10 protein-coding genes and 2 tRNA genes are annotated in these 12,022 nt (G+C 67.8%); 5 read left to right on the top strand and 7 right to left on the bottom strand.

The window, feature by feature from the left end; all coding sequences use genetic code 11:
- Positions 1-127: 127 nt before the first annotated feature.
- Both EYF70_RS08120 and EYF70_RS08115 read right to left on the bottom strand, forming a co-directional pair.
- Positions 128-883 (bottom strand): SDR family NAD(P)-dependent oxidoreductase, encoded by a 756-nt coding sequence (locus EYF70_RS08120; protein WP_130188492.1) that lies wholly within the window; start codon positions 881-883, stop codon positions 128-130.
- A gap of 299 nt (positions 884-1,182) precedes the next feature.
- Positions 1,183-2,085, bottom strand: coding sequence for a helix-turn-helix domain-containing protein (locus EYF70_RS08115; protein WP_131144942.1), 903 nt, complete (start codon positions 2,083-2,085; stop codon positions 1,183-1,185).
- Between the two features lie 105 nt (positions 2,086-2,190).
- On the opposite strand from EYF70_RS08115, the gene EYF70_RS08110 reads away from it, so the two are divergent.
- Positions 2,191-2,748, top strand: coding sequence for a flavin reductase family protein (locus EYF70_RS08110; protein ID WP_131144941.1), 558 nt, complete (start codon positions 2,191-2,193; stop codon positions 2,746-2,748).
- Positions 2,749-3,085: 337 nt separating this feature from the next.
- On the top strand, positions 3,086-3,505 hold the full coding sequence (locus EYF70_RS08105; protein WP_131144940.1) for a DoxX family protein: 420 nt from the start codon (positions 3,086-3,088) through the stop codon (positions 3,503-3,505).
- Between the two features lie 99 nt (positions 3,506-3,604).
- Here the strand turns inward: EYF70_RS08105 and EYF70_RS08100 are convergent, their stop codons facing one another.
- Positions 3,605-4,525, bottom strand: a complete 921-nt coding sequence (locus EYF70_RS08100; protein WP_131144939.1) for a LysR family transcriptional regulator — start codon at positions 4,523-4,525, stop codon at positions 3,605-3,607.
- An 87-nt stretch (positions 4,526-4,612) separates the two neighbouring features.
- On the opposite strand from EYF70_RS08100, the gene EYF70_RS08095 reads away from it, so the two are divergent.
- A complete protein-coding gene (locus EYF70_RS08095) occupies positions 4,613-5,590 on the top strand; it encodes an MBL fold metallo-hydrolase (protein WP_131144938.1) in 978 nt (325 codons plus the stop codon).
- Positions 5,591-5,624: 34 nt separating this feature from the next.
- Here the strand turns inward: EYF70_RS08095 and EYF70_RS08090 are convergent, their stop codons facing one another.
- Positions 5,625-6,605, bottom strand: coding sequence for a zinc-binding dehydrogenase (locus EYF70_RS08090; RefSeq protein ID WP_165497590.1), 981 nt, complete (start codon positions 6,603-6,605; stop codon positions 5,625-5,627).
- A 302-nt stretch (positions 6,606-6,907) separates the two neighbouring features.
- Between EYF70_RS08090 and EYF70_RS08085 the strand changes: the two genes are divergently transcribed.
- Together EYF70_RS08085 and EYF70_RS08080 are read left to right on the top strand one after the other, a co-directional pair.
- Complete coding sequence (locus EYF70_RS08085) at positions 6,908-9,085, top strand: TonB-dependent receptor (RefSeq protein WP_229420751.1); 2,178 nt, start codon at positions 6,908-6,910, stop codon at positions 9,083-9,085.
- Between the two features lie 173 nt (positions 9,086-9,258).
- Positions 9,259-10,539, top strand: a complete 1,281-nt coding sequence (locus tag EYF70_RS08080; protein ID WP_131144937.1) for an aminotransferase class V-fold PLP-dependent enzyme — start codon at positions 9,259-9,261, stop codon at positions 10,537-10,539.
- A gap of 66 nt (positions 10,540-10,605) precedes the next feature.
- Here the strand turns inward: EYF70_RS08080 and EYF70_RS08075 are convergent.
- From EYF70_RS08075 to glk, 3 genes are all read right to left on the bottom strand, one after another.
- Positions 10,606-10,681: transfer RNA gene (locus tag EYF70_RS08075), tRNA-Gly, on the bottom strand.
- 111 nt (positions 10,682-10,792) lie between these two features.
- Positions 10,793-10,868 (bottom strand) — tRNA-Gly (locus EYF70_RS08070).
- An 11-nt stretch (positions 10,869-10,879) separates the two neighbouring features.
- The gene (gene glk / locus EYF70_RS08065) at positions 10,880-11,950 is read right to left on the bottom strand and encodes a glucokinase (RefSeq protein WP_307722131.1); all 1,071 of its coding nucleotides are present in this window, start codon (positions 11,948-11,950) and stop codon (positions 10,880-10,882) included.
- Positions 11,951-12,022: the final 72 nt, after the last annotated feature.

Below are 12,022 nucleotides of genomic sequence, written 5' to 3'. Positions count from 1 at the left end.
TTGGCGGGCATGGATGCGGCAGCGTGTGGCGCTGCCCTGCATCCATCGCTGAAGAATTAATTAAAGTTATTTCATCGGCGTTTTTCCCGCATGTTTGATGCGCTGATGCGGGATTTCTTTTTGCTGCTTAGCCGATCTGCACGCTCATGCCGCCATCCGCCATCACAACCGAGCCGACGATGAAGCTGGCGCGATCCGACGCCAGGAAGGCCACGATCTCGGCGATCTCCTCCGGTTGCGCGGCGCGGCCTATCGGCGCAGCCTTGCCGTGCTCGGCCAGGAATTCACGGCCGTCCTCACGGAAGTGATTCAGCAGGTTGGTCACCACGTCGCCGACGCCGATCGCGTTGACGCGGATACCGTGCTCGATGGCTTCCAGTGCCTGAGTCCGCGTCAGCTGCGCCAGTGCACCTTTCGACGCGGTATAGGCCGCAATGCCGGGGAAGGCGAAATAGGAAGCATAGGAAGCGATATTGACGATGGCGCCGGACTTCTGCTTCATCATCGCCTTCATGGCTTCCCGCGAGTGCAAGAAGGCCCCCGTCACGTTGGTTTCCATCTGCCAGTTCCAGTCTTCGCGGCTCATGTCGACCAGGTTCTTGTACACGATGCGGCCGGCGTTATTGACCAGCACGTCGAGCTTGCCGAAATGTTCGATTGCCAGCGCGACGGCCTGCTCGGCGGTGCCATCCTTCGTGACGTCGGCAACGAAAGGAACCAGCCCTTCACGCTTCAATTCGTTGACCGCCGGGTCGATATCCTCGGCGATGACGCGTGCGCCCCGCGCATGCAGCACTTCCGCGATGGCACGGCCGATGCCGCTGGCCGCGCCGGTGACGATCACGGTTTTACCTTCGACTTCATTGACGTTGAATTTGCTCATTTCTAGCTCCTTTGAGTTGGAAAAATGCTGGTCGTTGCGTCGGATCGCTTCCTTCCGATTCGCTCGAAACGCCGATCCAGTGAGGTCATTGTGGCGTCGCGGCGATTGCGCGTCCCTCCATGATTTGCTGCCGCTGTCGCGATTTTGCTTTCCAGGCGCCCGGGGCCGCCGGCGGTACCCCGGCATACGGCGGGCGCAAAAAAGCCGCGCGGCCCGGCGGGCGGCGCGGCTTGCCGGATCGTTCCGTCACCAGGTCTGGCTGGCCGGCTTGTCGACTACTTCCCCTGCTACGCGGCCCCTTACCGCGCGGCCCGCCAGGCGCTGGGCGACGAACCGGTACCTTCCCTGAACACCTGGGCAAAGTGGCTGGGGCTCGCGTAGCCGACGGCAAGGCCGATATCGAGCACGGATTGGCCGGTATCGGCGAGCAGCCGGCGCGCCTCGTCCAGGCGCAGCCGCACGAAGTAGCGCGATGGCGACATGCCGGTGGCCTGTTTGAACACGCGGGAAAAGTGGAACACGCTCAGGTCGGCCAGCGCGGCCAGCCGGCCCAGGTCGAACGGCTCGGCCAGGCCGGCGTGCATCGCGTCGAGCACGCGGCGCAGCTTGTGCGCCGGCAGCCCGCCACGCAGCACCACCCGGCCCTCGGTGGCGCATTCATAGTGGGCCACCACGTGCGCGGTGATGGCCTGCGCCACGCCCTGCACGAAGCCAGCGGCCGCGGGCACCGGGCCCGATAGCGCGCCATGCAGGGCCTGGAACAGGCCGCACAATACCTCGTCGCGCTCGCCGGACACCTCGCGCAGCGCGAACCGCGCCAGCTCCTTGCCGGCCGACTCCTTGACCACGCGCGCCAGCAGCGGCAGGCCCAGGTAGACGTGCATGACGCGGAACGGGTCGGCGCCTGTGTTCCGCCAGCGCATCTCCACCGGTGCCGGTGACGTGGTCAGGTAGAAGTCCCCGCGCCGTACCGGCACGGCCAGCCACTCGCCGCCCAGCGGCCGCTCCTCGACGACCGGCTCGCCGGAGACGATCCACACCAGCATCGGCTCCGGCACCGCGGGCACCACCACGGGTTCCTGCACCGCCGCGTGCGCGTGGATCTCGACATGGATATCGTCCGGCGTGCGGGCCTTGCGCTCGCGCAGCAGCTTGCCGGGAATATGGTCCTTCATCGATTCGACCGATGCCGTACGGGGCATGGCATTCTCCTCATAGCAAAATATCGACATTGCGAGCAAGCCGCCGGCGACCGTTCCCGCGCCCCCGGGGCACCATGGCGCCATGATCAACCAGGGAGGACAACCATGTACCAGGAACTCGACCCCTCGAAAGCCTACCGCCTGCTCGAATCCGGCCCCGTGCTGCTGGTCACGACCGGCGGCGGCACGCGGCGCAACGTGATGACGATGGGCTTTCACATGATGGTGCAGCACGAGCCGCCGCTGGTGGCCTGCGTGATCGGGCCGTGGGACCACAGTTACGACACCTTGCAGGCCACCGGCGAATGCGTGCTTGCCGTGCCCACCGTGGACCTGGCCGAAGCGGTCACGAAGATCGGCAACTGCTCCGGGGTGAACGTGGACAAGTTCACCGGGTTCGGCCTCACCGCGCAGCGCGCGAAGACGGTGGCGGCGCCGCTGATCCGCGAGTGTATCGCGAACCTGGAATGCCGCGTCGCCGACACGGCGATGGTGGAGCGCTACAACCTGTTCATCCTCGAGGTGACGCGTATCCGCATCGACACCGCCAGGGCCGAACGCCGCCTGATCCACCACGCCGGCGATGGCACATTCATCGCCGATGGCGAGACGGTCGACATGCGCCAGCACATGACGCGCTGGCGTTACCTGATGGACGACTGACCGGCCGGCGCGGCGCGGCCACGGAGCGCTCGAGACGACTCCGTTCATATTCCTGTTTTCGTTTTCGTTTTCGTTCTCGTTCACGTTCGCGCCGGTCATGCGGGTTCCAGGGTGCGTTGCGATGGCGCCAGTATCCAGCCTGCTTCCCCCTGCGGAAATGGCCGGGATTACAGATCGATTGCCTGATTCTCCACACCACTGAATCCATGCTAATCATCGATACATACCATCGATTTATATAGGCTGTTCAGATGGATTGGCGAAGCCTAAGATGGCTTCAACGCTGCAGACAACACGATGTGTGCAGAAAATCCCAACCAATCTGAAAGGAAACATCATGAACGCCTTCTCCGCCAACTCCTTCGTTCCCGCCATCGGCCGCGTCCTGCTGGCGACCATCTTCATCTTCAGCGCGATCGGCAAGATCGCCGCGCCGGAAGCGACGATCGCCTACATCCAGTCCGTCGGCCTGCCGTTCGCCACGCTGGGCCTGGCGATCGCGATCGCCGTCGAACTCGGTGGCGGCCTGCTGCTCGTCCTGGGCATCAAGGCCCGCGCCGTGGCGGCCCTGCTGGCGGTGTTCTCGATCGTCACCGGCCTGGCCTTCCACAGCGCCATCGGCGACCAGAACCAGCTGATCCACCTGCTGAAGAACTTCGCGATGGCCGGCGGCCTGCTGCAGGTGGTGGCCTTCGGTGCCGGCGCCTTCAGCGTCGACCAGCGCCTGGCCCGCCCGGCCGCCCGCCAGTTCGCCTGATCCAGTCCCGGCACCCGCTTCATCCAGCATCCCGCGCGGCCCACCGCGCGGGATTTTTCATTGGCGCTGCCGACCGGACAGCGCCTTTTCCATCTATACCTACTCGCGCGCCACCTCGGCGATCACACCCAGGAGCCACGCCAGCGCCGGGTCGCGCTCCCGGCGGGCATGGCCGATGGCGCTGACGTCGAACGCCGGCAGCGCGACCGGCACGGCGCAGGACACCAGGTCGGGCCACAGCGGCGCCAGCACTTCCGGCGCCGTGCCGATCGCCGGGCTGTGGCGCAGGATCCCGGGTACCAAGGCAAAGCGCGGCGTCACGTAGCGCACGTCGCGGCGCAGGCCCTGCGCGGCAAGCTGCTCGTCCGCCGCGCTCTCGAAGGCGGCGCGGTAGCTGACCAGCACGTGCGGATGGGCGGTGTAGTCCGCCAGCGCCAGCCTGCCGCGCCGGCGGGTCTTCACCAGCGCCGGATTGAACAGGCAGCGAAAACCCATCGTGCGCAGCGGCGTGTACTTCTGCCAGCGCGGGCCTTCGCGAAACGCGCCGACGCCCAGGTCGATCTCGCCCGCTTCCAGCATTGCCGTGCCCGTGAAGGGATCGCAGACCTTCACGGCGATGCGCACGCCGGGCGCCTCCAACCGCACCCGCTCGAACAGGCGTGGCATCAGCCACAGCTCGACCCAGTCCGGCATGCCCAGCGTGAACGTGTGCTCCGCCGTGGCGGGATCGAAAGCCAGGGACTCGAACAGCGCCGCCTGCACCTCGCCCAGCGCCGGCGCCAGCGCCGCTTCCAGCGCCAGGGCCCGCGCCGTCGGTTCCATGCCGTGGGCACCGCGCACCAGCAATTCGTCGCCGAACAGTTCGCGCAGCCGGGCCAGCGCGCTGCTGGCGGCGGGCTGGCCGATGAACAGCTTGCGCGCCGCGCCGGAGACGCTGCGCTCCCGCATCAGCACGAGGAACGTGACGAGCAGGTTCAGGTCCACGCCACGGAAATTGCGTTCGTTGATAGTGGAAATCATGACAATCGATTTGATTGATATGCCTCCAGCTTACATCATGGCGGCATCGCTGCGCGGACGCGCGGCACGAATGATGGAGAGACTGCCATGAACAAGACGAAGAAACTGATGACGATCCTGCTGGCCGGCGCCGCGTTCGCCGGCGCGCCCGGCATGCCGGTGGCGCAGGCCGCCGCACCGATGGTGCCGGCGCAGGCGCCCGGCTACTACCGCATAATGGTGGGCAGCGCCGAGGTGACGGCCATTTCCGACGGCACGGTGACGATCCCGCTGGACCAGCTGCTGACGAATACGACGCCGGCGCAAGTGAACGCCCTGCTCGCGCGCAGCCACCTGGGGCCGCAGGTGGAGACCTCGATCAATGCCTACCTGGTCAACACGGGGACGCACCTGGTCCTGGTCGACACGGGCGCAGGCAAGCTGTTCGGCCCCGGTGCCGGCGGGCGCCTGCAGGAAAGCCTGCGCGCCGCCGGCTACGCGCCGGAACAGGTGGATGCGGTGCTGGTCACGCACGTGCACGGCGACCATTCGGGCGGGCTCACGGCCAACGGCGCGGCGCTGTTCCCGAACGCCACGGTGTACGTGAACCGGCACGATGCCGAGTTCTGGTTCGACCTGGCCAACAAGCCGCGCGCCGCGGAAAACCAGCGGGCCGGCTTCGACCAGGCCGCGGAGCAGTTCGCCCCCTACCGGGCAGCGGGGAAAGTGAAGACATTCGACGGCGCGGAGGAATTGCTGCCGGGCCTGTCCACGCGGCCGGCCGTGGGCCACACGCCGGGCCATACCGTGTATGTGCTGAAGAGCGGGGGCAAGGAATTGCAGTTCTGGGGCGACTTGCTGCACGCGAAGGATGTGCAGTTCGCCGCGCCGGACATCACGATCCGCTTCGACGTGGATTCTCCGGCGGCGGCCCGCCAGCGCAAGGCCGCGTTCGCGGACGCGGCACGGCGCGGCTACCTGGTGGCCGCCGCGCATACGCCGTTTCCAGGGATCGGCTACGTGCGCACCGCAGGCAGGGCATTCGACTGGCTGCCGGTGCCGTACACCGCGCTGACGGTGCGCTGACGCTGCTTTTGACGCAGCGCCTTGACGCGACTTCTTACGCTACCTCTGCCGGCACCAGGATCGCGGCGCCCGACAGGCGGCGCGCGGCGATGTCCTCGTGGGCGCGCACCGCGTCGGCCAGCGGGTAGCGCGTCGCCGTTACTTCGCCGAACACGCCATCGCGCATCGCGGCGAACAGCGTGGCGCTGGCCCGTTCCAGGCTGGCGCGCTCGCCGACGTACTGCCCGGTGCTGGGCTGGATGTAGCGGATGCCGCGTGCCGCCAGCGTGGCCTTGTCGACCACCGGGCTGCCCGACGCGTTGCCGACGTGGACGAGGTGGCCGCCATCGCGCAGCGCTTCCACCGACTGGGCGAACGTATCCTTGCCCACCAGTTCATAGACGACATCCACGCCCCGGCCGCCGGTCAGTTCGCGCACCTTCGACGCCAGCGCCGGATCGTCCGACAGCAGCACGTGATGCGCGCCGTGGGCCTGCACGGTCGCGGCCTTGGCGGCCGAACCGGCAGTGGCGATCACGGTGGCGCCCAGCGCCCTGGCCCAGCGCGCCACCCTCGAGCCCACGCCGCCGGCCGCGCCATGCACGAGCACCGTTTCGCCGGCCCGCAGCTGGTGGGCGCCGAACAGCATCATCCAGGCCGTCAGGCCTTTCGTGAACGTGGCGGCGGCGCTTTCGGCACTGACTTCCTTCGGCAGGCGCACCAGCTGCTGCGCATCGATCAGCCGTTCGGTCGAGTAGGCGCCGAAGGCAAAGAAGTACGCCACGCGGTCGCCCGGCTGCACGTTCGTGACGCCCTCGCCCACCTGCACCACGACACCCGCGCCTTCGACGCCCATCGCGAGCGGCAGCGGCATCTTGAACGCGCCGGAACGGAACAGCGTATCGACGAAGTTGACGCCGATCGCCTCGTGCCGCAGGCGGACCTGCCCCGGGCCGGGATTGCCGATATCGGCGGCGGCTTCGTACTGCATCACGGAAGGGTTGCCGGTTTCGCGGGCGATGATTTGGTGGATCATGATGTGCTCCTGGTGAGTGGTTGATGGGTTCATCATAGAGCGCACTCGCAGGAGGATAAACGCGGCAATGAAGGCTTCACTGTTCCCAGAATGGTGATAATGCACCAGCTGATTCGCGGATCCTGACTGGCCGGAACGCAATTCATTATTGATATTGCATTATCAATCTCATATAGTAGCGCTGCTCGGGCGAACTCCCCGGTCGAGCCATGCGCTCGCGCTGGCTTTGCCGGGATGCCACCGCCGCGCGCCATCCGGTGCCGCCCGCCTGGCATGGGCGCCCCTCAATCCATTACGACATCATGAAGAAAAACATTGTTCCCCTGCTCGCCGGCGCCATCGCCGCCAGCCCGATGCCGCCGGCCAGCGCCGACGAACAGCCGATCGCCACCGTCACCATCACCGCCGCGACCAGGCCGGCCTTCGATACCGTGGCCGATGCCGGGTCGCGGCTCGGACTGACCCTGGCCGAGACCCCGGCATCGGTCGAGGTGATCGACCGCGCGCTGATGGAACAGCGCGGCGCGCGCACGCTGGAGGATGCACTGGGCGGCGCCGTGGGCATGACGGTGGGCGGCAACCCCGGCTCACCCGGTGTCGCCTCCACCCGCGGCTTCACGGGCGGCTTCATCACCTACCTGTACGACGGCGCGCGCATCTCGACCGCCACCATGTCGACCCGGCCGCAGGACAGCTGGAACTACGAACGCATCGAAGTGCTGAAGGGCCCTTCCTCGGTGCTGCATGGCGAAGGGGGCATCGGCGGCGCCGTCAACTTCGTGCCGCGCCAGGCCCGCCGCGAAGCCAGCGCCGAAGCCCTGCTCTCCGTAGGCAGCTACGGCGCGCGGCGGGCGGCATTCGGCCTGGGCGGGGCGGCCGGCAGCGCCAGCGCCTGGCGCATCGACGTCAGTCACAACCGCCACGATGGCTGGATCGACCGCACCGGCCAGAAACTGACTCACCTGACCGCGGCCTGGCAGACCACGTTCCGCCCCGGCTTGCGGCTCGACCTGTCGCTCGACCGCCTGCGCGACGACCTCGGTGCCTATTACGGCACGCCGCTGGTCCAGGCGGCGCTGGCGGGTGCGCCGACCGGCGCCGTCAGCGATCCGGCCGGGCGCGTCATCGACCGCCGCGTCGCCCGGATCAACTACAACCTGCTGGATGCCGTGATGGACGCCGACAGCCTGTGGCTGCGCGCCAGGCTGAGCTGGGAACCGGCACCCGGCTGGACCCTGCGCAACGAGCTGTCGCGCTACGATGCCGACCGGCTGTGGCGCAATGCGGAAGGCAATGTCTTCGGCCCGCCGGCGAACGTCGTGCGCACCCAGAGCCACGTGAGCCATGCGCACCGGGTGTGGAGCGACCGTTTCGACCTGGGCTACCAAGGCACGCTGGCCGGCCTGCGGCACCGCTTCGTCGCCGGCGTGGAACTGACCCATACCGCGTTCGCCAGCGACCGCCGCTTCTCGGACGGTTCGGCCACCACCCGGGCGGCACTGCAGGTCGACCTGTTCGATCCGGACCAGGGCTACTACGACGACAGCCGGGCCCTGACCACCGGCCCCGGCAACCGCGCCCTGCTGCGCACGCGGGTGCGCACCGCCGCCGCGTTTGCCGAGGATGCGTTGACGCTCGTCCCGGGGCTGACGGTCGTCACCGGCTTGCGCCGCGAAACCATCCGCCTGGAAAACGAGGTCGACGACCTCAACCTCGCGACGAGGAGCGCGTTCGCCAGGCGCTACCGGCCAACGTCGGCACGCGCGGGGGTGGTCTGGGAAGCCTGGCCCGATATGTCGCTGTACGGCCAGGCGGGCACCGCGGCGGCACCGGTGGGCAGCTCGAACCTGCTGCTGATGAACGCCGCCAGCGCGGCCTATCCGCTCACCCGGGGCCGCCAGTTCGAAGTGGGCATCAAGCAGCGCCTGGCGGGCCGCTTCGACTGGAGCGCCGCGCTGTACCGGCTGCGGCAGACCGATGTGCTGTCGCGCGATCCGGACCAGCCGAATCTCACCGTCAACAACGGCAGGATCTCGTCGCGCGGCGTCGAACTGTCGGCAAGCTGGCACGCCAGCCCGGCACTGAGCCTGGCCGGCAACCTGTCCGTACTGGACGCGCAGTACGACACGCTGGTCGAGGCCGGCGGTGTGTCGCGCGTGGGCAAGCTGCCGGTGAATGTGCCGGAGCGCACCGCGCGGCTGTGGAGCGATTACCGCATCGCCAGCCTCGACCTGGCGGTCGGCGCTGGCCTCAGCTACACAGGCGAGCGCTATGCGGACAACGCCAATACCGTGCGAATGAACGGCTATGCGCTGGCCGATGCGTATGCCAGGTGGCGTACCGGGCCGGCCAGGGTGACGCTGCGGGTGCGCAACCTGACCGACCGCCTGCATGCCAAGTGGACCGGCTCCTGCGCCGCCAACCAGATCGTGCTGGGCGATCCGCGCACCGTCGAGCTGACGGCCGACTTCAGCTTGTAGATCCTGAACGCCTTCAACCGCCGGGGCGACGGACACCGGCGCGAGCACCGATACCGGATCGCGCCGCCATTGTCGCTGCCCCATCAGCGGGATTCCCCGGCCCGACCGGGGTACGTATCATCGATCCGGCCCGGCGCCCTGCCTTGCCGCCACCACCACCAAGAGGAGCATCCATGAATTCTTTCGTCCAACGGCGCCGCGCCTTGCTGCGCAGCGCCGCCAGCCTGGCTGCGGGGCTAGCGGCATCCGGAAGCGCCAGGAGCGCTGTTCCGGCGGCCACCACGGCCCCGGTACGCGACTGGCAGCAGCTGGCCGCCAGCTATGACGTGGCCAGCGAGTTCGTCAACCTGGAGAACGCCTACTTCGGCATCATGGCGCGGCCGGTGGCCGAGGACTTCAAGCGCAATATCGATTACCTGAACCGCTACAACTCGCATTTCCTGCGCCGCGATTTCGACCGCGACGGCATCGAAGCCATCCGCGCCCAGCTGGCGGCGCATGCGGGCGTGGCGACCGGAGAACTTGCCATCACGCGCGGCGCCACCGAGTCGCTGCAAAACCTGATCTGCAACTACCGGCTCGTGAAGCCGGGCGAGACGGTCATGTACGGCAATCTCGACTACGACACGATGATCGATGCGATGAACGACCTGGCCCGCCGCAGCGGCGCCGGCGCGGTGGCGGTGCAGATCCCCGAGCCGGCCAGCCGCCAGAACGTCATCGATGCGTATGAACAGGCCTTGCGCAGGCATCCGCGCACCCGCCTGCTGCTGCTCACGCACGTCAGCCACCGCACAGGGCTGGTCCTGCCGGTGGCCGACATCGTGCGCATGGCCAAGGCGCGCGGCGTGGACGTGATCGTCGACGTGGCGCAGTCCTGGGGCCAGCTGGATTACAGGATCCCCGACCTGGGCGCCGATTTCGTCGGCGCCAACCTGCACAAGTGGATCGGTGCGCCGCTCGGCCTGGGCTTCCTGTACATCCGCGAAGCGCGCCTGGCGGATATCGGCGTGCAGGCCGGCGCCACGAACTTCCCCGCGACGGACATCCGTTCCCGCGTCCATGCCGGCACGGTCAACATGGCAGCGATCATGACGATCCCGGCGGCGCTGAAGTTCCATGGACAGGTTCCGCTGGCGGAACGGGCGGCGCGGCTGCGCGGACTGCGCGACGACTGGGTGCGCCAGGTGATCGACGTGCCGGGCGTGCAGATCCTGACGCCCGAGGAGCCGGGGATGAGCGGCGCGGTCACGTCGTTCCGGCTGCGCGGGCGCACCGGGTTCGAGGACAACGTGGCGCTGTCACGGCGCCTCGCCGACGAATTCGGCATCTTCACCGTGGCGCGTTCCGGGCCGGCGGGCGGCAGCTGCATCCGCGTGACGCCGTCGTACTTCACCCGCGGCGCCGACCTGGCGAAGCTGGCGGCGGCCATCCGCCAGTTGGCGCCAGCGTAGGCGATTCGTCGCATTGAATGGGGAAATGCAAAAAGGCAGCCACATGGGCTGCCTTCTCTTGAATTCTGGAGCGGGAGAAGAGTCTCGAACTCTCGACCTCAACCTTGGCAAGGTTGCGCTCTACCAACTGAGCTACTCCCGCATGGAGTGGTGAAACATGAAGCTGTGATGCATGAAGCTGTGATGCATGAAGCTGTGATACTTGAAGCTGTGATACATGAAGCAATGATACCGTGCGCGGTTCCAGGGAAACTGGAGCGGGAGAAGAGTCTCGAACTCTCGACCTCAACCTTGGCAAGGTTGCGCTCTACCAACTGAGCTACTCCCGCGCGGAGCAGAACTATACCAGAGGAGCCGGCGGTTTGCCAACCCGGGCGTTCAGCCTTTCCGCGAGGATGGCCGAGAGCCCGGCGAAGGCGGGATGATCGGCCGTGATGACGTACGTCGGAATCGCACCGAGATAGCGCTCGAAACGCCCCTTCTTCTCGAAGCGCGCGCGGAACGAGGAGCGGTCGAAGCGCTCGCCGAGTTTGCTCACGATGCCGCCCCCGAGGTACACGCCGCCGCGCGCCCCCAGCGTCACCGCCAGGTTGCCGGCCACGGTGCCCAGCATGCCGCAGAAGGCCTCCATCGTCTCGTCGCACAGCAGGCAGCTGCCGCGCAGCGCGCGTTGCATGATGTCGGCGACGGACAGCGGTTCGGCGGGCACGCCCCGCAGGTCCGCCAGGGCGCGGTAGACCAGTTCGATGCCGGGGCCGGACATCAGCCGCTCGGCCGACACGTCGCCGAATTCGCGCCGGGCAAAGCGCAGGATGGCGATCTCTGTGTGATTGACCGGCGAAAAGCTGGCATGGCCGCCTTCCGATGGCAGGGCCGTCCAGCCCGCGGCCGTGGGGATCAGGCCCGAGACGCGCAGCCCCGTATCGGCGCGGATCAAACCCTGCGGCGTATCGGGCACGGCGCAGCCCCCTCCCACCTGCCGCTTCCGGTCTTCCAGGTGGGGCAGCGCCAAGGCCAGCGCCGCGAAATCGTCGACCACGGCCAGCACGTCGAAGCCGCACTCGTCGCGCAGCCCGGCAATCGAGAATTCCCAGTGAAGGTCCGTCATGCGCACGACATCGCCGATGACCGGGCGGGCGATCGCGATCGCGCCGTGCCGCACCACCGGCGCGGCAGCAGCGACTTCGGCTTGCGACAGGTAGGCGCGCAGTGCCGCCGCCAGCGTCGGATAGGCCAGGCATGGCAGGACCTGCACATGGCTTACCCGGCCCGGCGCGGCTTCCAGCGCCAGGCGCGCATGCGTGCTGCCCACGTGTGCCAGCAGGCGGGGGCCATCGGGGAAATCGGCGGGCTGGTCGGGAGTGGAGAACGGCGCTGCCGTCGCCGTTGCGAGCTTCTTGATGTGATTCACCCTGTCTCCCATGCAGGTCGGATTGGTCGGTCGACGCCTGCTCTTGTCGGCGCCGCGCTTGCATCGCACGCC

The organism is Pseudoduganella albidiflava (genome assembly GCF_004322755.1).
Lineage (GTDB): Bacteria > Pseudomonadota > Gammaproteobacteria > Burkholderiales > Burkholderiaceae_D > Rugamonas > Rugamonas albidiflava.
The sequence above is the reverse complement of the archived record's forward strand: the minus strand, read 5'-3'. Positions and strand labels throughout refer to the sequence as shown.